15 protein-coding genes, 2 pseudogenes and 1 riboswitch are annotated in these 20,522 nt (G+C 62.0%); of the genes and pseudogenes, 15 read left to right on the forward strand and 2 right to left on the reverse strand.

Annotated elements, in window-relative coordinates; all coding sequences use genetic code 11:
• Window positions 1–231: 231 nt before the first annotated feature.
• Together CQY20_RS28740 and CQY20_RS28745 are read right to left on the reverse strand one after the other, a co-directional pair.
• Window positions 232–2,575, reverse strand: a pseudogene (locus CQY20_RS28740) (FdhF/YdeP family oxidoreductase).
• A gap of 86 nt (window positions 2,576–2,661) precedes the next feature.
• Window positions 2,662–3,510 carry a MerR family transcriptional regulator gene (locus tag CQY20_RS28745; RefSeq protein ID WP_163700883.1) on the reverse strand — a complete coding sequence of 283 codons (849 nt, stop codon included), beginning with the start codon at window positions 3,508–3,510 and terminating at the stop codon, window positions 2,662–2,664.
• Between the two features lie 359 nt (window positions 3,511–3,869).
• Between CQY20_RS28745 and CQY20_RS28750 the strand changes: the two genes are divergently transcribed.
• From CQY20_RS28750 to CQY20_RS28820, 15 genes and pseudogenes are all read left to right on the forward strand, one after another.
• On the forward strand, window positions 3,870–5,336 hold the full coding sequence (locus CQY20_RS28750) for a YHS domain-containing protein (protein ID WP_097943943.1): 1,467 nt from the start codon (window positions 3,870–3,872) through the stop codon (window positions 5,334–5,336).
• A 35-nt stretch (window positions 5,337–5,371) separates the two neighbouring features.
• On the forward strand, window positions 5,372–6,619 hold the full coding sequence (locus CQY20_RS28755; protein WP_097943945.1) for a ferritin family protein: 1,248 nt from the start codon (window positions 5,372–5,374) through the stop codon (window positions 6,617–6,619).
• Window positions 6,616–6,933, forward strand: coding sequence for an MmoB/DmpM family protein (locus CQY20_RS28760; protein WP_097943947.1), 318 nt, complete (start codon window positions 6,616–6,618; stop codon window positions 6,931–6,933). The genes CQY20_RS28755 and CQY20_RS28760 overlap by 4 nt, the downstream gene beginning before the upstream one ends.
• Window positions 6,905–7,294, forward strand: coding sequence for a (2Fe-2S) ferredoxin domain-containing protein (locus tag CQY20_RS28765; protein WP_097943949.1), 390 nt, complete (start codon window positions 6,905–6,907; stop codon window positions 7,292–7,294). The genes CQY20_RS28760 and CQY20_RS28765 overlap by 29 nt, the downstream gene beginning before the upstream one ends.
• A gap of 9 nt (window positions 7,295–7,303) precedes the next feature.
• Complete coding sequence (locus tag CQY20_RS28770) at window positions 7,304–8,521, forward strand: NADH-ubiquinone oxidoreductase-F iron-sulfur binding region domain-containing protein (protein ID WP_133119156.1); 1,218 nt, start codon at window positions 7,304–7,306, stop codon at window positions 8,519–8,521.
• Between the two features lie 46 nt (window positions 8,522–8,567).
• A complete protein-coding gene (locus CQY20_RS28775; protein ID WP_165789310.1) occupies window positions 8,568–10,118 on the forward strand; it encodes a purine-cytosine permease family protein in 1,551 nt (516 codons plus the stop codon).
• A gap of 46 nt (window positions 10,119–10,164) precedes the next feature.
• A complete protein-coding gene (locus tag CQY20_RS28780) occupies window positions 10,165–10,908 on the forward strand; it encodes a cyclase family protein (protein ID WP_207767334.1) in 744 nt (247 codons plus the stop codon).
• A 32-nt stretch (window positions 10,909–10,940) separates the two neighbouring features.
• On the forward strand, window positions 10,941–11,408 hold the full coding sequence (locus CQY20_RS28785) for a RidA family protein (protein WP_097943955.1): 468 nt from the start codon (window positions 10,941–10,943) through the stop codon (window positions 11,406–11,408).
• The gene (locus tag CQY20_RS28790) at window positions 11,405–12,706 is read left to right on the forward strand and encodes a M20/M25/M40 family metallo-hydrolase (RefSeq protein WP_097943957.1); all 1,302 of its coding nucleotides are present in this window, start codon (window positions 11,405–11,407) and stop codon (window positions 12,704–12,706) included. Before CQY20_RS28785 ends, CQY20_RS28790 begins: the two co-directional genes overlap by 4 nt.
• Window positions 12,707–13,058: 352 nt before the next feature.
• Window positions 13,059–13,149, forward strand: a riboswitch (glycine riboswitch).
• Window positions 13,150–13,273: 124 nt separating this feature from the next.
• Complete coding sequence (gene gcvP / locus CQY20_RS28795) at window positions 13,274–16,183, forward strand: aminomethyl-transferring glycine dehydrogenase (protein WP_097943959.1); 2,910 nt, start codon at window positions 13,274–13,276, stop codon at window positions 16,181–16,183.
• Entirely contained in the window at window positions 16,180–17,301 is a 1,122-nt protein-coding gene (gene gcvT / locus CQY20_RS28800) for a glycine cleavage system aminomethyltransferase GcvT (RefSeq protein WP_097943960.1), read from the forward strand. The genes gcvP and gcvT overlap by 4 nt, the downstream gene beginning before the upstream one ends.
• A 27-nt stretch (window positions 17,302–17,328) precedes the next feature.
• Entirely contained in the window at window positions 17,329–17,727 is a 399-nt protein-coding gene (gcvH, locus tag CQY20_RS28805) for a glycine cleavage system protein GcvH (RefSeq protein WP_097943962.1), read from the forward strand.
• A gap of 3 nt (window positions 17,728–17,730) precedes the next feature.
• Entirely contained in the window at window positions 17,731–18,999 is a 1,269-nt protein-coding gene (gene glyA, locus CQY20_RS28810; RefSeq protein ID WP_097943968.1) for a serine hydroxymethyltransferase, read from the forward strand.
• A gap of 4 nt (window positions 19,000–19,003) precedes the next feature.
• Window positions 19,004–20,392 carry an L-serine ammonia-lyase gene (locus CQY20_RS28815; protein WP_097943964.1) on the forward strand — a complete coding sequence of 463 codons (1,389 nt, stop codon included), beginning with the start codon at window positions 19,004–19,006 and terminating at the stop codon, window positions 20,390–20,392.
• Window positions 20,392–20,522, forward strand: a pseudogene (locus tag CQY20_RS28820) (pyridoxal 5'-phosphate synthase lyase subunit PdxS); the annotation flags it as partial. The gene CQY20_RS28815 and the pseudogene CQY20_RS28820, both read left to right, overlap by 1 nt.

Consider the following 20,522-nt stretch of genomic DNA (forward strand, 5'->3'; position numbering starts at 1 on the left):
CAAGCATCCTCAGTAACGCGCCACGGTGGTCCCATCCCCCTGGCAATCAGGTGGTCCCATCACCCTGGCAAGCGACACTTAGTTGAGAGTTGCGTGAGTGGTTACGGATTCGATCAGGCGAAGGGGACGATGAATGGTGCGCGAAATTTGGAGGCGACTAAAGAGCTGACCGATCATGGCAGTGAAAGCGTGGGCTGGAGAGAATCTATCAACTGATGACCCGTTCTCCTCTCACAGCGGTCGCGCGCCTAGCGTTAGATCACGCGGCTCAAGCCGAACTACTACGGCTTTCGAAACCGGTGTGTTTGATCCCTCTGCGGTGTGGTCGAGCGGGACCAGCGGGTTGGTTTCGGGGTAATAGGCCGCAGCGTTGCCGCGTGGGGTCGGATAGCCGACGACGCGAAAATCGTTGGCCCTACGTTTCTCGAGATTGCCGTCGGCGTTTACGAACTCGGACACCAGATCCACTCGGGCACCGGGTGACAATCCAAACTCTTCGATGTCTTCGTGATTGACAAAGATCAGGCGCCGCCCCCGGTCACGCCGCGATATCTGTCGTCAAGGCCGTAAACGGTGGTGTTGTACTGGTCGTGGCTGCGCAACGTCTGAAGGATTAGCCGCCCCTTCGGTACGGGCACCCATTCGAGTTCGCTTACTGCGAAGTTGGCTTTTCCTGTTGTCGTAGGGAATTGCCGTGTGTCGCGGGGAGGATGCGGCAACTCGAAGCCGTCAGGTCGCCGTACCCGCGCGTTGTAGTCGGCACAGCCGGGAACGACGTCGGCGATGGCGTCGCGAATCGCGTTGTAGTCGGCGGCAAAACTTCCCCACGGCACAGGATGATCGGGCCCCAACACAGCTTGTGCGAGTCGGCAGACGATTTCGACCTCGCTACGGAGCATGTCGCTGGGGGGCGCAGACTTCCGCGGGAGAGGTGCACCTTCGACATCGAATCCTCGACTGAGACAACTTGTTTGCGGCCTGCCTTAATGTCTCGATCTGTCCGGCCGAGCGTCGGCAGAATCAGCGCAGTAGCGCCGTGCACTGTATGGCTCCGGTTGAGCTTGGTGGAAATTTGCACCGTCAGCGCGCACTTGCGGAGAGCCGCGCCAGTGAGATCTGTGTCGGGGGTTGCTGATGCGAAATTCCCCCCCATACCTATGAATACTGTCGCTTTGCCATCGCGCATTGCCCGGATCGCATCGACTGTGTCGTACCCGTGCCTACGCGGACACTCGATGCCAAACCGCTCGTCTAGAGCAGCCAGAAACGCCTCCGGCATCTTCTCCCAAATCCCCATTGTTCGGTCGCCCTGCACGTTGGAGTGGCCGCGTACTGGACAGACGCCAGCCCCCGGTTTACCGATCATGCCGCGCATCAGCAGGAGGTTGGTTGCCTCCCCGATGGTCGCGACGGCGTGGCGCTGCTGTGTCAAACCCATCGCCCAGCAGAAAATAGTGCGCTCCGAGTCCGCCAACATTCGTGCGACGCGTTCCAGCTGGTCCCGCGCCACTCCGGTCGCCTCCTCGACGAGACCGAGATCGATTGCGCGCGTGCGCCGCTGGTACTCCGGGAACCCCGAGCAATGCTCATCGATAAAGTCTGTGTCGAGAACTGTGCCGGGCGCCGCATCGTCGGCCTCGAGTAGCAACCGGCCCAGGCCAGCGAACAGAGCCATGTCACCACCGATGCGGATCTGGACGAACTCGTCGGCGATCGGTACTCCGTTACCCACGGTGCCGTGAAGCTTCTGTGGGTCTTTGAACCGAATCAGGCCAGCTTCGGGTAGCGGGTTGACGGCGATGATCTTTGCGCCGTTGATCTTCGCGTCCTCCAGCACCGACAGCATTCGTGGATGATTGGTGCCCGGATTTTGGCCTGCGATCAGGATGCAGTCAGCATTCGCGATGTCGTGCACCGACACTGAGCCTTTGCCGATCCCGATGGATTCGGTCAACGCGACACCGGAGGATTCGTGACACATATTCGAGCAGTCCGGCAAATTGTTGGTGCCGAAGCTGCGCGCGAGAAGCTGGTACACGAACGCCGCCTCATTGCTGGTGCGCCCTGATGTATAGAACAACGCTGCGTCAGGCGTCTTTAGCGAGTGGAGGTGAGCGGCGATCAATTGGTAGGCGTCGTCCCACTCGATCGGGCGATAGTGGGTGTCACCTGGCCGAAGCACCATTGGATGGGTGAGGCGGCCCTGCTGGGACAACCAATATTCGGACCGACTGGAGAGTTCTTCGACCGAGTGACGATCGAAGAACTCCGGTGTCACACACCTCTTGGTGGCTTCTTCGGCGACTGCCTTGGCGCCGTTCTCGCAAAATTCAGCGAGCTTTCGACCACCGTGTTTCTCCGGCCAAGCGCAGCCGGGGCAGTCAAACCCGTGCCGCTGATTGAGGCGCGAAAGCGTCGCGGCGGTGCGGATCGCCCCCATCTGGGTGAGCGCACGTTGCAGGGATACCATCACCGCCTTCACGCCTGCAGCCTCTGTCTTGGGAGCAGTCGTCACCAGGTCGTGTTCGTCGATCGATGCGGCGATATCATTGCGCCTTCCGCGCCGAATGCCCATGACTCGGGGATTCTAGATGCTGAAATAGGTTTGGCAATAGGGTATTTCGTAGAGTGCGGTGGACGGCGCACCTGTTCACGGATATGTCAGAACGTGCGTGGGGTGTTGATCCACAACACCACCGTCGGCGGTCCGTCGCTGCTGGCGTTGCCGAATGCGTGCGGCCTCTCACTCCGGAATGACATCGAATCTCCCGGGTCTAGAAAGTAGTCGTCGCTGTTGTCGAGGCGTAGATGGAGTTGGCCGCACATGACGAACAGGAACTCCTCGCCTTCGTGGGAGATGGCCCCGTCGCTTCCGCAGCCCGGCTCGAAGGTGAACAACAGAGGCTCCAGGTTGGTGCCTGAAGTGGACATGTCTTCGATGCGCACGCCTCGCTCACCTTGGATAATGCGGCGCGCATCCGCACGCACCAAAAGGTTTGGTGCGTCGTAGGACTCGTTCATCAGGCCAAGCACGTTGGTGTCGAACACCGCAGCGATCTTCTGCAGAGATGCGATCGACGGCGCCGCCGTGCCGCGTTCGAGAGCGCTGATGTACGACGCGCTCAATCCGGTTCTCGCCGACAGGTCGCGCAGGGTGAGTTTGTGTTCTCTACGCAGGTCGCGGATGGTGTTGCCGACACCACGGGCGTGGGCGGGTGCCGGCTGGCTGGGGGAGCCGTTGGGGCTCGGCTGGCCCGACTCGTCCAGCAGGCGTCTTACGCCAGCGGCGTTCACACCGGCAGCCATCAGGGACTGGATGCGCCGCATGCGTTCGATGTCTTCGATCGTGTAGGTGCGGTAGCCCGATTGTGTGCGCGCCGGCGTGATGAGCCGCTGCTGCTCCCATTTGCGCAATTGGTCGGGAGTCGCGCCGACAAGCTTGGCTGCCTGCTGGATATATAGCCCCTGTCCGTTGACGTCGGAGCAGCCTAGCCGGGAAGAAGTATCCACGGACCCGGACGGAGGCGGGCTCGGCGTGGATCTCTCAGAACCGGGGGCCGACGACGTCACTAATCCTCCATCCTGGCCTGCAAGCATCTCACCCAATGCTTTCAGCGTAACGCCCGGGTTGGACCCCAACCCACGCCGGCTGTCGCAGGTGGGAGCGAGTTTGCGGGTCGCCCGGGACAGCGGGGAGGCAGAAAAAGTTGTGATCCAACGCACAAATAGTCTTGCGGTGCGACAAGCATCACGTTATTGTTCGTGCTCTAACCCTCACTGTTTCCGCCAATGTTTACAGCCCGCTCACCCGCCCGAAACCTTCGTAGAAATACTAAAGGTTAGAAAACATCCGAGATCAGGAGGCCTGAATGAAGACACGCGAGCAATACCAGCGGCTGACCCACACATTGCACTGGGACCCGACTTATGTCGGTGAAGACGCCTACATTCCCGCGGAATGGCGCACGGCCTGCACCATGCCCGACTGGAAGAAGTTCAACGACCCCTTCCAGATCCTGTTCGAGGATTACATCCGGATCCAGGCCGAGAAAGAAGACAAGTTCCACGCAGTGCGTGACGCTGGGGCGCGCTTTGGTCACATTGGACGTGTCGATGCCCGCTGGGTCGAGGCGATGAAGTCATTCAACACCGCGCTTACCTACAGCGAGTACTACAACTATCGCGGCCACGTTCGGGTGGCGCGCTTCGCCCCGGCGCCTGCCATTCGCATCGCGTCGATGGTGCAGGCCATGGATGAGCGTCGCCACGCCGAAGAAGCGGTGTACCAGGCCAAGGACTATGTGAAGCATCACGAAAGCGGATTCCTACTGCCGAAGGACCGGATCGCCTTCTTCGAGCGGCACTGGTACTTCCAGGGCGATCGCTCGTTCTTTGAGGATCTGATCACTACCGATCCCATCGAGGCGATCATCGGCACCAACCTGGTCTTCGAAACCGCCTTCACCAACCTGCTGTTCATTGCAGCTCCTGCAGCTGGAGTTGCCAACGGCGACTTCGGCTTCGGACAAGCCCACCTCACCATCCAGAGTGACGAGACTCGCCATATGGCCCTGGGTCAGTCCGTTGCGCGGGCCATGCTGCAAAGCGACAGCACCAATCTGGCGTTGATTCAGGACTGGATGGACAAGTGGTTCTGGCGCTGCCATCGCCTGCTGCTGGCGGTGGTGGGACCGGTGCTCGACTACTTCCCGAAGAATAAGCCGATCTCCTATAAGGAAGCGTTCCGTCGCTACGTCCTCGAAGACTTCATTCAGGGCTACGTATCCGAGCTCTCGCAGTTTGGTCTTAGGCCGCCGCGCCATCTCGAACAAGCGCTGGCCGAGATCGAGCACGCCTCGCATAGCGTCTGGCGCGGACTGTACGCATCGCGCGATCAACTGTGGTTCGACGTCCATCAGCCGACCGCTGATGATCTGGCCTGGCTGCACGACAAGTACCCTGCCTTCGAGCACTCGCACGCACCCTTCTGGAGTGCGATCGCCGAAGGCGCGGTCGTTGACGCTGACACCGTGCCGATGACGTGTGATGTGTGCAAATTCCCGTGCACATTCCCGGAGCCGGCCAACCCTGTTGCTCTGCCAACGGATTACGACGGTCAGCGCTATTGGTTCTGCTCGGAAGGCTGCCAGTGGATATTTGAGCGGGAAGCCGACAAGTACGCCCGCACGATCGAACCGGCACCGCTACTGCTTGCCGATAAAGATCCAGCGTGGGTCGCGCAGTTCCTCAACATCAGCCCCAATGGTGAGCCGCTCGGCGGAACACACGCCCCTGACGGCTACTTCCCCGCGATGCCGGTCCCAGCCACGATCTGACACGAGAACCGCTACAAGACAGGGAGATATCAACAATGCTCGTCTACTCACGTGTTCTCGGCGAAAGTGCGCCCGAGGCCTTCGTGCTATCCAACAACGATCCGACAGTCGGTGATCTGTTAGAGGCGATCAGTGGTGCGCGGTCCGCACAGGGCAGGATCGTCGAACTAGACATCGACGGCGCCGAGGATGGCGTCACGCTCACCGAACTCGGCATCGTTGATGGTGACCTCGTCACGGTGAATGCTATCGGTGAGCAACCGGTAGACACCAAACCGGCACAGAAGCCGTCATTGGATCTCGAATCTGTGCGCGTTCAGATGAGCAAGGGTCGCCGCCTCAATGAGTACGAAGAGGTCACCCAGCTTCTGCAGTGGCACAGTCCTTTCCACATCAACAACGACCGGCCCTCGCACCAGGTGTGGAGCGACGACAGTACCCTACTGCGCTGTTCGGACTGGGAGGCGTACCGCACGCCGGACAAGTTGTACTACCGCACATACACCACCCGTCAGGCGCGCGCGGGTCGCACGATAGCCACGGCATTCGAGTTCGCCGAGACTGACAAGCAACTCGCCACAGTTGATCCTGCGCGAGTCGAGTTGCTGCGCCACCTAGTAGGGCAGCTGCAGTACCCTGACTGGGGCCTGTGCGTGACTCACCAGCATACGACCCGCTTCGCGCTCTCGTCGTGGATCGCAGGCGCGACTTCATTCATGATGTTCGACGAACTGCGCCACGCGCAGCTCTACGGTCGACTGGCGCTCGCCTACGGTGAGCAGCACGAAGGGTTCGATGACCCGCGCCCCGCATGGATGGAATCGCCGCGGTTTCAGCCCACACGCCGCGTGATCGAAGAGATTATGGCCACATTGGACTGGGGGAAGGCGATCGTGCTCGCCGACCTCGTGGTCGAGCCGCTCCACACGACCGCCGCACACGCACTGCTGACCAAAGGCAGCCTGTCTGCCGGTGACGGGCTGACTCCCTTCGTGTGCCGGTCCATTGAGGATGACAAATTGCGTCACCGGGAAAGCGCCGTGGCGTTTCTGCGACTGCTGTGCGATGACGAAACACACGGCGATCACAACCGGACGCTGATCAGCGAGTGGGTCGGCGACCTTCTGCCCCGCGCGTACGCCGCATCGGCGGCCTTGCTCGGGAACGGCGTCAACCCTGCCGAAGCACTGTGGGAAGCCAGGACCTGGATTCAGGCAGAGTTCGCCGAGTCCGGAATCGAAACTGCCGCATTGGATGTCGAGAATAAGGAAGTTGCAGTATGAGCGCTCATGTTGCCCGGTCCGTTGTCGGGATCGAAATGATGGCCGGCGAAGAATGCGATGCCATCGTTGCTGCCGTACGGCAGGATGTACCCGACGCATCGGTGGTGCAGATGCCGGGCATGGTGCTGCTGGATGTGCCAGATCGCATGGTCATTCACGCATCAGCGGTGTCGGATTACCTGGGCCGCGACTGGGACACCCGCGACCTCAACCAGGTGGTGTCGGCTTACCGCGGCTACTTCACCCGCTGGGACGACGAACAGGTAGTGCTGTCCTGGGACGCCGATGACCAGGGAGACGAACCTCGTGTTTGAAGATTTTCGCGCCGATGACCGCATCATCCATGTCTGCGTCAACGTCGACTGCGCCATGCGCGGGTCAGAAGCTGTGCGCGATCGATTACGCGCGGTGCTGGACGAGACCGGTTCAGACATCGAAGTCAACGACTACATCTGCTTCGCCGCGTGCGAACAGGGTCCTAACCTGCTCATCGAGCACCAACGCGCTTTCTATAGCGAGGTGAGACCCCAGGATGCAGAGGCCATCGTCGAGCACGCCGAGGGAGGTGGCGCGGTCGAGGCCATCGACAGAAGCGACTCGTTCATCGCCCGCAAGATTTTCAACATGCTTGATGCTGGCTTCAAGCCGGGCGACCTCAGCCTGTCCGCCGAATAGGTGTCCGCGATGCAGAAGCTGCTACCTCCCTCTCGGTTGGATCGTGCTGGCTATCTAGACCGTGACGGGTATCTCGCCTACCAGTACGCGGTGGCCGACACAGAGTGGGCGCGAAAGGTCTTGACGTCAACACCTTTGACCGGGCTCGGTGGAGCGCACTTCGCGTTCGCACGGAAGGTGGCGAGCATGCTGACCAGCTCAACACCACGCGTGGTGGTCTGCAATGCTGCCGAAGACGAGCCCGGTAGCCGCAAGGATCGAATGCTGCTTGCGCGCAACCCGCACGTCGTGCTCGAAGGCGCCATGATCGCCGCGATAGCAGTTGATGCAACCGACATCGTCATATACGTCAGCGAACTAGCTGACGAGGAACATCAGAGCCTTACGGAGGCGATGGCTGAGATCGACGACCCGCCCGCGACCGCCGCGATTCGGATCGTTCGTGCCGATCAGCGTTACGTATCAGGTGAGGCGACTGCCGCGGTCGACGCGATCAACGGCGGTGATGGGAAGCCGACCGGTCAGCCGCCTTATCCGACCGAAAAGGGCGTCAACGGGCGGCCGACTCTAGTCGCCAATTGCGAAACGCTGGCCAACCTGCCCCGCATCGTGCGTGCCGATCGGGCGGGTTTGGAGCCCTCATGGACTCGCCTCACTACAGTCACTGGTGATATCGCCGCGCCAGGGGTCTACGAAATCGACCCCTACTGCGACACATTCGCCGATCTGTTTGTATGTGCGGGCAACGTGACTGGCTCAGGGCGTCTCAAGGGATTTCAACCGGGCGGTCCATCCAGCCGCTTCCTCGGCCCCGACGCGGCCGGGACTCTGATCGCCAACGACGCAATTCGCGCTGCCGGATCACAGCCTGGTTGCCTGGCCATACGGGTCGTCTCCACGAGCAGCTGCATCGTCGAAATCTGCCGAGAAATCACTGCATTCTTCAGCCGCGAACAGTGCGGCCAATGTCCGCCCTGTCGTATGAAAACACAGACCTACCACCGGATCATGCAGCAAGTTGGAGCGGCCGGTGGGGGGTGGGATCTCCTGGAAAAGCTTGCCGCCGTCGAAGAATTCGTCGGCGACATGCCGCGCAGGTGCTCCCTGATCGACATGCCGACACCGCCGGTGGAATCAGCCCTCACTCTTTTCCCCGACGACTTCGCGGCACACATCGAAGGTGGCTCGTGCGCACAGCGCGAGGCTTCTGCTGTCAGCCCTAGTTAGGAGTCCATGCACAATGACTACCCAGTCGCCCCTTGGTAATGGGGGCGTGGACGCAGTCGGCCAGATCGAAACACGCGGTGTCGACTATATACCGGAGGCGGAACGCCACTCACGCCCCAAAGAACTCATCTCCGTCTTCTTTGGAACGCAGCTCTGTTTCGGGATCATAGTGCTGGGGTTCATCCCCGTGTCGTTCGGTCTTGGATGGTGGGGCTCAGTCACATCCACCCTTGTCGGCCTGGCAGTCGGGTCGGCAATATTCGCTCCACTGGCTCTATTGAGCACCCGCACAGGCACCAATAGCGCTGTCAGCAGTGGCGCGCATTTCGGTGTGGTGGGGCGGGTTGTCGGCTCGCTGGTCGGGATCTTCACCGCAGTCGGCTTCTATGCGCTCACCGTCTGGACGGGCGGCCAGGCCCTAGTCGAGGGTCTGCACAAATTGACAGGAATACCCAATGGGAGTGGGCAGTTCATTGTCGCATACGCCATCATCGCCAGCCTGACACTTGTGGTGGCAATTTATGGACATGCCAATGTCGTTCTAGCCAACAGGATCTTGATTCCGAGCATGGGATTTCTGCTGATCGTGGGAGTCATCATTCTCGCGCCCAAGTTCACAACGACGCCGCAGAGTCCGGAGCTACTGCTCGGCGATTTCCATGCGACATGGCTACTGTCGGCCGCCGCCGCGGCTTCGCTGCCGATCTCGTATTCGCCGTATGTCGGTGACTACACCCGCTACATTTCGGCCAAGCGGTGGAGCTCTACGCGAATCGTCACCTGCGCTTTCATAGGCATGTTCGCCGGGACCGCGGTGGCCCTCTGCTTCGCGATCTACACGGCCATGACTTTCGGCCCTGATGTCACAGACTGGGTCGCGGGGTTGGTCGATGTGTCGCCATCTGCCTACACCGCAGCCATAGTCATCATTGCGCTCGTCGGGTCGTGTGCACAGGGTGCGTTGTGCGTCTACGGAACCGGTCTGGATACATCGTCAATCTTTCCCTCGCTCAAGCGTATTCCCGCGACACTGTTGATCGGTCTCACCGGGACCGGGGTTGTCTACATCGGGTCGTTCGTCTACAGCCTTGTGTCGGCGGCGACGGCGTTCCTGATCATTCTTCTCGTGGTCACGGCGCCATGGGTGGTCATCAACTTGATCGGTTACGCAATGAGCGGCGGCAAGTACCACACCCAGGACCTCCAGGTCTTCAACATGCACCCGCGAATCGCCGGGGGCGCCTACTGGTTCACGCACGGGTGGAACCGGGCCGCGATGCTGGCGTGGGTACCGGCGATTGTGGTCGGAATGATGTTCGTCAACACAACTCTCTACGTGGGCCCGTGGGCCGACGTAGCCGGCGGTATCGACCTGAGCTTCATTTCCGCAGCGGTGATTGGCGGCCTGCTCTACGCAGTCTTCGTGCGGGTCATCCCGAACAGCATCGTAAGGCCGGTCGCGGTCAGCGAAGAGGATGACGCTGCGCGCCTAACCGCCTTGCGGGAGTCGCTGCAGCACTCATCCCCACCGCATTCCACAGTTTCAGGCATGCCGCTGGCCGCACCCATCGCTACGAACCAGGCTGATCTTACCTGATCTGGCTGGCCTGAAAACAGTGCAGTACAACACGATTGGAGGAAAAGTGACGACCACTGAGAACCGTAGCTACCCCAAGTTCGGTGCTGAGATCATGCAGCGGCCCGTTCGCGTTGTGGATCTAACAAGGGAGATCTTCGAAGGGATGCCGATGTGGTTCGGCCACCAGAAGACCTTCATCAACACGAACCAAACTCACGAGCAATTCCGCAAGACCTACAACACGCATCTCGGATTCGAAGCGCACAACCTGCTCATCAGCGAGCATGCGGGAACCCACACCGACGCTGTATTCGAATATGACCCCAACGGTCCGACACTGGACAAGTCGCCTCTTGAATACTATTACGGCGAGGCGATCTGCCTGGATCTGAGGTCGGTGCAGTATCCGAGCTTCATCACTCCCGGAGACCTGCAGGCAGCGTTGGACAGGAGCGGCCAGGAGATCCGCAAGGGTGACACGGTGCTGCTGTTCACCGGGTACGGCGACGCCACCTATCCCGAACTTGCGTACACGGAGAAACACCCGGGGCTCAACCGCGACGCCGCGATCTGGCTTGCGGAGAAAGGGGTCGTCAACATCGGCGTGGACAACGTCGCGATCGATCACGCCGACGATACCGACTTCTCCGGCCACGTGGTGTGCGGGGAGTACGGCATCGTCAACACCGAGGGTCTGGCCAACCTCGACCAGGTCGTCAACCAGAGATTCCTCTACTTCGGGCTGCCGCTATTCATCCGCAACGGCACAGGATCGCCGATCCGCGCCATTGCCGTCTTCCAAAACTGACCAGCGATCCAACACGATAGGAGTACACACGAATGACTGAACTCGACGAGGCGGCAGAGCCGCTTGTGCGTCAACGTCTCATGCCCGCCGGGTCCTGGGATTGGCATATCCCGACGCCATTCTCGCAGGGCTGGAAAGTGGGCGATCTCGTGTTCGTCGGTGGGCAGTTATCCGCCGACGAACATGGCAACGTCATCGGCCGAGGCGACATCGAACTGCAGACCCGCAACGTCTTTGAGGCGATTACGCGCGTTCTTGAAGAGGGGGGAGCGACATGGCGCGATGTCGTGAAGCTCAACACATATTACTGTTGCGACGAGATCGGCGATGCGGTGCAGGAATTCTGGGAGAAGATGACGCGGGTGCGCCTCGAGTACCTGCCCACACCAGGTCCGGTAGGCACAGCGATTCGAGTTGCGGGCCTGATGTATAACGGCTTCCTCATCGAGGCCGATGCCATCGCAGTCGTGGGCAGCGGCGGCGCAATTTCCCGCCGATGACCGATCGGACCACTGACACGGCGGCGCCGCCGGTCGCCCTGCTGGCACAGCAGCTGCTTCGGATCAATACCTCCAATCCGGGCGGTGTTGAGAGACCCGCGGCCCAACTGGTCGCCGATTGTCTCACCGATTTGGGTGTCGCCGTGCAGTGGTTCGAGCCGGAGCCCGGCCGCTGCAGCGTTGTCGGGCGGGTACCGGGACGCCATCCTGAGCTGCCCGCACTTCTCATCCACGGTCATCTCGACGTCGTACCGGCGGTCGCCGACGACTGGTCGCGCGACCCGTTCGGCGGGGATTTGTTCGACGGCTATCTGTGGGGTCGCGGCGCCGTCGATATGAAAGGCGCCGTGGCAATCATCCTGCAGACCCTCCGGACCTTGGCCGACAATGGCCAGCAGCCGAACCGCGATCTGGTCCTCGCGTTCTTCGCCGACGAGGAGGCCGGCGGCGAACTCGGTGCGGGCTATGTGACACGGACGAACCCCTTCTTGTTTGCCGATTGCGCCGAAGCTCTGGGAGAGGTCGGCGGTTTCAGCCGCACCCTTAATAACAACCACCGTGCCTATTTCGTGGCGACTGGTGAGAAAGGCGTGTGGTGGGCGCACCTTGTTGCCGAGGGGCGCGCCGGACACGGCAGCATGATTAATCCGGACAACCCCGTGACGAAGCTGGCTGGCGCGGTGACGCGGATCAGCGAATATGACTGCGGCGGAGACATCTTTACGTCCACCACCACCGCCATGTTCGACGCTTTGCGCCGCATCCTCGAGCTACCCAAGGCCAGCCGCGAGGACGTGATCGCGTGCCTTGGCCCGTTGCAACGAATGGTGCGCGCCGGCATGACGAACACTGTCAACCCGACGCAGCTGACCGCCGGTTACAAAACGAACGTCGTTCCGGCGATCGGAACGGCAACGATCGACGCGCGATTCCTGCCGGGCGAACAGGCCAGCTTCGTTGAGGCAATAAAGAACTTGGCGGGCGACGACGTCCGAGTCGACGACATATACACTGGCGCGGCCCTGGAGGCCACGCTTGAGTCGGAACTGCTCGGTGCCGTTGCTAGAGCACTGGAAGCACAAGACGACACGGCTGCAGTTGTGCCTTACATGAGCACAGCATTCACTGATGCTAAATGGCTAGCGCCGTTGGGGATCCAATGCTACGGATTCACTCCGATGCTGCTGCCGGATGATCTTGACTTCAGTGCTCTCTTTCACGGTGTAGATGAACGCGTCCCCGTTGGCGCGCTCGAATTCGGAGTCCGCGTTCTCCAGGGCCTGCTGACCGCCTATTAACGTCTCACACCACGGATGGTTTGGCACCCTGGCGAGCCAGGACACGATTCTCACTAGGGTGTCGACACCCATCGCTCTGTCGACTTCGATTCTGACTGAACGACGTTCAGCGTTCTCACCGGTAGAGCAAGCACGTATCAGGTTTCCAACACCTCGGTAGACCCTGGGTGAAACCGGTCCACGAAGAACTCCACATTCCATGCCGGCGGATTGAGTACGGCGACAAGCTGAGGTTGCGGCGAGCTGAAACCCGAAGAACCGTAACAGTGATGATCGAATAACTTTCGGTTTAGGAGGTGCGCCCACGTGACAAACTGCGTATAGTCTTCTACTACACAACTCAATACGCCGTTGACACGCAGCGGGAGAACCTCCGTTTCGGAGGCGCCGTAGGAGCAACTTCCTCCCCGGGAATCTCTCAGGCCCAGTACCGCAGCGTCGAGGCAACTCTGGAGAACAGTGCCGGTGATCCACACCGGTCGCTTACCGAAGGTGAATGCGCGTATACGCGCCAAACTCTCAGGTAACAGGACAGAGCGGGGAGGTGTCACCACTCGAAGCCCAGCCATGGGCCAACGAAACCGGAGTCACCTCGTGCCCAAGTCCGCTACTCCGCCGTCGAACCGCTTCGCCGATCGGCACATCGGTCCTAATCACTCCGCTCGCGCCTTCATGCTGGGCATGCTCGGCTACACCAGCCTTGACGACCTCATAGATGATGCGGTGCCATCGGAAATCCGACTCTCAGGATTCGACGGCCTGCGCCTGCCCGCCAGCCGCAGTGAACAGCAGATCCTCGACGCGCTGCGAAACCTCGCTCAACGCAACCACACTCGCATCCAGATGATCGGTCTGGGTTACTACGACACCATCACCCCGGCGGTGCTGCGACGCAACATGCTGGAGTCGCCGGCCTGGTATACGGCATATACTCCCTACCAGCCGGAGATCTCGCAAGGACGGCTCGAAGCCCTGCTGATGTTCCAGACCGTTGTCGAGGAACTCACCGGTCTACCGGTGGCCGGCGCCTCGCTGCTGGACGAAGCGACCGCGGTCATGGAGGCGGTGCTGCTTATGCGCCGCGCTAACCGTATCGATCGCAGCAACCGGGTCATTATCGACTCCGACTGCCTGCCTCAAACCCTCAACATAGTGCGCGGCCGGGCGGCAGCAGTCGGTATCGATGTGCTGGTTACCGATCTACCCCGCGAGATCCCCGAAAGCATCTGGCAAGGAGGTGCTTTCGGGATTGTGGCCCAGCTTCCGGGAGCCAGCGGCGCGGTTCGCGACCTGGCGCCCGTGACCGCCGCGGCCCACGACCGCGGCGCCCTGGTGACTGTCGCAGCTGACCTGTTGTCGTTGACGCTGCTGCGCCCGCCGGGGGAGTTCGGCGCCGACATCGCGGTCGGCTCGGCGCAGCGTTTCGGGGTGCCGATGTTCTTCGGCGGCCCGCACGCGGCCTTCATGGCGGTGCGCTCCGGGTTAGAGCGGATGTTGCCCGGCCGACTCGTCGGAGTGTCGGTGGACGCAGCGGGACAGCCGGCCTACCGGCTGGCACTACAGACTCGCGAACAACACATCCGCCGAGAAAAGGCCACCAGCAACATCTGCACCGCACAGGCTTTGCTGGCCAACGTGGCCGCGATGTACGCCGTGTATCACGGCCCGCAGGGCTTGCGCGACATCGCTTCACGGGTGCACCAGCTCGCTGCGACTCTGGCCGAAAGCCTGCGCGCCGAAGGGTATGCGGTTGTAAATGAAGTCTTTTTTGATACGCTCCTCGTCCGCGTGCCCGGGGCGGCCCGCGGCCTGGTCGATGCCGCCGAGCGTGCCGGCGTCAACATCCGACTGGTTGATGCCGACCATCTCGGCATCGCCTGCGACGAAACGACATCCGAGGAAACTCTGCGCATTCTGCTGACGGTGTTTCAGGCTGATCGCCTATGTCGTCCCTCCGACACAGCTCTGCCGGCCGCGGTGGCCCGCGACACGGAGTTCATGACCCAGCCGGTGTTCCACGCCTATCGGTCCGAGAGCGCAATGCTGCGGTTTCTGCGCGAACTCTCCGATAAGGATCTGGCGCTGGATCGCAGCATGATCCCCCTCGGGTCGTGCACCATGAAACTGAACGCCACCGTCGAGATGGAACCGATCAGCTGGCGGGAATTCGCCTCTCTGCACCCCTATGCGCCCGCCAGCCAGACCACCGGGTACCGCCAACTCGTTGATGAACTGAGTTCCTGGCTGTGCGAGATCACTGGATATGACCGGATCTCGTTGCAGCCCAACGCCGGGTCCCAGGGTGAACTCGCCGGGCTGCTGGCCATTAAGGCATATCACGAGTCTCGCGGTGACCACGCCCGCACTTTGTGTTTGATCCCGCAGTCCGCCCACGGTACGAACGCCGCGTCGGCGGCGCTGGCCGGCATGGAGGTCCGCGTGGTGGCCACTGCTGATGATGGCAGTATCGATCTCGACGACTTGCGCACCAAGCTGGCCAGCGACGGCCAGTCCGTCGCGGCGATCATGTTGACCTACCCGTCCACCCACGGCGTCTTCGAAGAAGGTGTCACCCTGGTCTGCGACATGGTGCATGCGGCCGGCGGGCAGGTGTACATCGACGGGGCGAACATGAATGCCTTGATCGGATTGGCCAAGCCGGGTCAGTTCGGCGGCGATGTGTCACACCTGAACCTGCATAAGACGTTCTGTATTCCGCACGGCGGCGGCGGCCCCGGGGTCGGCCCGGTAGCAGTACGCGCCCATCTGGCGCCGTTCCTGCCCGGTGACCCGCTCAGCAGCGACGAGCAGACGCAGCCGGCTATCGCGGCCGCGCGCTACGGCTCGGCCGGCATCTTGCCGATCGCATGGGCGTACCTGGCGTTGATGGGACCCGACGGCCTGAGGGAGGCCACCGAAACCGCGGTGCTATCGGCGAACTATGTGGCTGCCTCCTTGGCCGAACACTACCCCGTCCTCTACACCGGCCCCGGCGGCCTGGTGGCCCACGAGTGCATCCTCGATCTGCGCGAACTGACCAAAGAGACCGGTGTCACCGCAGAAGACGTCGCCAAACGCCTCATCGATTACGGCTTCCACGCACCCACCCTGTCGTTCCCAGTCAACGGCACCCTCATGGTCGAACCGACCGAAAGCGAGAACCTCGCCGAACTCGACCGCTTCATCGAGGCAATGGTCGCCATCCGCGGCGAAATCGCCGACGTGGCCGCCGGCCGCTGGGCCGTCGCCGATAGCCCTCTGCGGAATGCGCCGCATACAGCCGAACAGCTCACCGCCGACACCTGGGAGCTGCGGTACAGCCGCCACGAAGCGGCTTACCCGGTTGCCGGGCTGCGCCGCACCAAGTACTGGCCCCCAGTCCGGCGGATTGACGGGGTGCGTGGCGACCGCAACCTCGTGTGTTCATGCCCCGCACCGGAAATGTTCGTTGCCACGACTGAGGAGGGCGCCCGATGACCAGCCACGCCACCACCACACTGGAGTCCCCATTGCTCTTCGAGCACCGCGCGCTGGGCGCGACGTTCACTGACTTTGCAGGCTGGCAGATGCCGGTTAAGTACAGCAGTGACCTTAGTGAACACCACGCCGTGCGCCGCGCCGCCGGAGTTTTCGACATCTCCCATATGGGCGAGATCGTGGTCGCCGGTCCGCAAGCGGCCGCGCTGCTCGACTACAGCCTGGTTGGCGAACTGTCGAAAATCGCTGTCGGCAAAGCGAAATACTCGCTGATGTGTGAATCCGGCGGCGGCGTCATCGACGACCTGGTGACCTACCGGCTCAGCGACCGCCAGTTTCTGGTTGTCGTAAACGCCGCGAACACCGCCGCCGTGATGACCGAACTGACGCGCAACGCCTCGCTCTACGATGTTGAGGTCGAGGACCGCTCCGACGACACCGCGCTCATCGCCGTCCAGGGTCCGGTGTCGGAGTCGATCGTGGAGGCTCTGGTGCCGGCTCCGCATGCGCCGGTGGTCAAGCAGCTGAAGTACTACGCCATCATCTCTGCCGTCGTCGCCGACATCGACGTGCAGCTCGCCCGTACCGGCTACACCGGCGAAGACGGTTTCGAGCTCTACGTGCCACGCCGGCATGCCATCTCGCTGTGGCGGGCGCTGCTCGCCGAAGGGAGCACCCACGGCGCGGTCGCAGCCGGGCTGGCCTGCCGCGACACTCTGCGCTTAGAGGCAGGGATGCCGCTTTACGGTCACGAACTGAGTTTGCATACCAACCCTTATGAAGCCGGCCTGGGCATGATGGTGCGTCTGACTAAAGAATTCGTCGGTCGCGAAGCGTTGCAGAGGATTTCGCAGCGTCCCACTGATCGCACTCTGGTGGGGCTAAAGGGAACCGGGCGGCGTGCCGCCCGCGCCGGGTACCGGATCCACCACGACGGCGCCGACAGTGCGATCGGTGTGGTCACCTCTGGAGCCCTTTCACCGACGCTGGGCTATCCCATCGCAATGGCATACGTCGCTAGCGGACTCAGCGCACCCGGCACCGAGGTCACCGTCGACATCCGCGGCAGTCGCGAAACCTTCCAGATCGTCCCCTTGCCCTTCTACCGGCGCGGCTGAGCCTGCCGATTCTCAGGAGCACATCACATGTCCGGGCTTTCCTTCCCCAACGACCGCAGCTACACCGAAGAGCACGAATGGGTCCAACTCGCACCCGACGCCGCCATGCCCAACACCCCGGTACGGGTGGGGATCACGGCGGTCGCCGTGGCCGCGCTCGGTGAACTGGTCTACCTGGATCTACCCGAGGTGGGCGCCACCGTAATCGCCGGACAAGCCTGCGGCGAAGTGGAATCCACCAAAACAGTCTCCGAATTGTTCCCTCCGGTTAGCGGCGAAGTCACCGAAGTCAACAATGCCGCGATCGAAGATCCGAGCCTGGTCAACACCGACCCGTACGGTGTTGGCTGGCTGTTCGCCGTGCGCGCCACCGCCGCGGGCCCCCTATTGAGCGCTACCGAGTACGCCCAGAAGAACGGGAACTAAATGATGAATGTTCTCAACGACACTTTGGAGAGCTTCGATCCGGAGGTGGCTGACGCGATTGGCCTGGAACTGCAGCGTCAGCGCCGCGGACTGGAGATGATCGCCTCCGAAAACCATGCGCCCGTGGCGGTGATGCAGGCCCAAGGTTCCGTGCTGACCAACAAGTACGCCGAGGGCTATCCGGGCCGACGCTACTACGGCGGCTGCGCGCACATCGACGTCATCGAACGTCTCGCAATCGATCGGGTTAGAGCACTTTTCGGTGTCGAATACGCTAACGTGCAACCTCATTCGGGTGCTCAGGCCAATGCCGCGGTGATGCACGCCCTGATCAGTCCAGGCGACACCATCCTGGGCCTGTCGCTGGATTGCGGTGGCCATCTCACTCACGGAATGCGGCTCAACTTTTCCGGCAAGCTATACAACGTCGCGGCCTACGGGGTGTCCAAGGAAGATCACCGCATCGACATGGAGGTCGTCGCGGATGCGGCACGTGAGCACAAGCCGAAGCTGATCATCGGCGGCTGGTCGGCTTACCCTCGTCATCTGGACTTCGCACGGTTCCGCGAAATCGCCGACGAAGTGGACGCCTACCTGATGGTCGATATGGCGCACTTCGCCGGGCTGGTCGCCGCGGGGCTTCATCCCTCGCCGGTTCCGCACGCCCACGTGACGACCTCGACGACCCACAAAACCCTCGGCGGGCCCCGCGGTGGCATCGTGTTGACCGGAGAGGCTGAGTTGGCGAAGAAGATTGACTCCGCGGTATTCCCAGGCCAGCAAGGTGGGCCGTTGGAGCATGTGATCGCCGCCAAGGCGGTCGGCTTCAAGATGGCCGCACAAGCCGAATTCGCGGAGCGTCAACAGCGAAGTCTCGACGGAGCCCGCATCCTTGCGGACCGGCTGTCCCAGCCGGACGTTGCAGAGGCAGGGATTTCGGTGGTCACAGGCGGCACTGATGTTCATCTGGTGCTGGTGGATCTGCGTGACGCCGCCATCGACGGCCGACAGGGTGAGGAGCGCCTCGACGCGGTGGGAGTCACCGTCAACCGTAATGCGGTGCCGTTCGATCCGCGTTCGCCAATGGTGACCTCGGGGTTGAGGATCGGCACCCCGGCGCTTGCTGCCCGCGGGTTCACCGCCGCCGATTTCACCGAGGTGGCCGAGGTGATCGCCCAAGCCCTGATCGCGCCCGTAGATAGCGACACCTCTGGCCTGGCTGCCCGCATTACCACCTTGGCCGAGAAGTACCCGCTTTACCCGGAACTGTGAACCCATGACCATCAGCGTGTTCGAACTCTTTTCGGTCGGCATAGGTCCCTCTAGCTCTCACACCGTGGGACCGATGCGCGCGGCCGCGCGTTTCGTCACCGAACTGGCCAGCCGCGCCTCGCTGACTCGCGTCAGCCAACTGCGGGTGGAGCTGTTCGGATCGCTGGCGGCCACCGGCGCCGGCCACGGCACTTTGTCGGCCATCCTGCTCGGCTTGGAAGGTTTCTGTCCGGACACTTTGGAGCCCGACTACGCGCACCAGCGGCTGGCCGAACTGCGCGCCAGCGGCACAGTGCACTTGGGCGGCTGTGCTGATATTGCATTGCGGGAAAGCGATTTTCATCTGCACCCCGCCATCGTGAAGCCTCGCCACTCAAATGCGATGACGCTGACCGCGTACGGGTCCGACAGCCGGGTGTTGCACAGCGAGACCTACTACTCTGTCGGCGGCGGGTTCATCCTCACCGACGCCGCCTGCGAGGAAGAGCACCGCACCGGGACGGCGCCTGCGCCGTGGTCGTTTCACAGCGCCGCCGACCTGCTTGCCCTGGCCGATATGCACGGTATCGACATCAGCGAGGTGATGCGGCGCTTTGAACTCACCACCCGCTCTCTCGACGACATCCAACACCGGCTCCTGCACCTGCGCGATGTAATGGTGGCCTGTGCTGAGCGCGGTATTTCTCAAAAGGGTTACCTGCCCGGCAATCTCGGAATCCCGCGGCGCGCCCATGGTTGGTACAGCCGGCTGGCCGCCGAAGACCGCGACCGCAACCCCGCCTTCGCCGAAGACTGGGTGAATCTGATCGCCTTGGCCGTTAACGAAGAGAACGCCTCCGGTGGGCGCATCGTGACCGCACCCACCAACGGCGCGGCGGGGATCGTCCCCGCGGTATTGCATTACGCCACCCACTACACCCGGGCCGGCGAGACTGACCCCGACGATACCGCGATCCGGTTTCTTCTGACCGCTGGGGCCATCGGCTCACTATATAAAGAGCGCGCCTCCATCTCCGGTGCCGAAGTCGGCTGCCAAGGCGAAGTCGGCTCTGCAGCCTCCATGGCAGCCGGAGGTCTCGCGGAAATTCTGGGCGGCACACCACAACAAGTCGAGAATGCGGCCGAAATCGCCATGGAGCACAGCCTGGGGCTCACATGTGACCCGATCGGTGGACTTGTCCAGATCCCCTGCATCGAACGCAACGCCATCTCGGCCGGCAAAGCCATCAATGCCGCGCGAATGGCCCTGCGCGGCAACGGTACTCACCGGGTTTCGCTCGACCAGGTTATCGAGACCATGCGGACTACGGGAATGGACATGAGCAGCAAGTACAAAGAAACGGCCACCGGTGGTCTGGCCATCAACGTCCCAGTCAGCGTGGTCGAATGCTGATGACAGTTGAACCTGGCGCCGCATCGGACGAAACCTGCGGCACCGCCCGCGTTAAGCGTGGCATGGCCGAAATGCTCAAGGGCGGCGTGATCATGGACGTCGTCACGCCCGAGCAGGCTCGCATCGCCGA

The sequence above is a fragment of the Mycolicibacterium agri genome (assembly GCF_002553505.1).
Taxonomy (GTDB): Bacteria; Actinomycetota; Actinomycetes; order Mycobacteriales; family Mycobacteriaceae; genus Mycobacterium; species Mycobacterium agri.

Coding starts and splice junctions, on each gene's coding strand:
- CQY20_RS28750 (WP_097943943.1), top strand. CDS start 3,870: ATGAAGACACGCGAGCAATACCAGCGGCTGACCCACACATTGCACTGG.
- CQY20_RS28755 (WP_097943945.1), top strand. CDS start 5,372: ATGCTCGTCTACTCACGTGTTCTCGGCGAAAGTGCGCCCGAGGCCTTC.
- CQY20_RS28760 (WP_097943947.1), top strand. CDS start 6,616: ATGAGCGCTCATGTTGCCCGGTCCGTTGTCGGGATCGAAATGATGGCC.
- CQY20_RS28765 (WP_097943949.1), top strand. CDS start 6,905: ATGACCAGGGAGACGAACCTCGTGTTTGAAGATTTTCGCGCCGATGAC.
- CQY20_RS28770 (WP_133119156.1), top strand. CDS start 7,304: ATGCAGAAGCTGCTACCTCCCTCTCGGTTGGATCGTGCTGGCTATCTA.
- CQY20_RS28785 (WP_097943955.1), top strand. CDS start 10,941: ATGACTGAACTCGACGAGGCGGCAGAGCCGCTTGTGCGTCAACGTCTC.
- CQY20_RS28790 (WP_097943957.1), top strand. CDS start 11,405: ATGACCGATCGGACCACTGACACGGCGGCGCCGCCGGTCGCCCTGCTG.
- gcvP (WP_097943959.1), top strand. CDS start 13,274: ATGGGCCAACGAAACCGGAGTCACCTCGTGCCCAAGTCCGCTACTCCG.
- gcvT (WP_097943960.1), top strand. CDS start 16,180: ATGACCAGCCACGCCACCACCACACTGGAGTCCCCATTGCTCTTCGAG.
- gcvH (WP_097943962.1), top strand. CDS start 17,329: ATGTCCGGGCTTTCCTTCCCCAACGACCGCAGCTACACCGAAGAGCAC.
- glyA (WP_097943968.1), top strand. CDS start 17,731: ATGAATGTTCTCAACGACACTTTGGAGAGCTTCGATCCGGAGGTGGCT.
- CQY20_RS28815 (WP_097943964.1), top strand. CDS start 19,004: ATGACCATCAGCGTGTTCGAACTCTTTTCGGTCGGCATAGGTCCCTCT.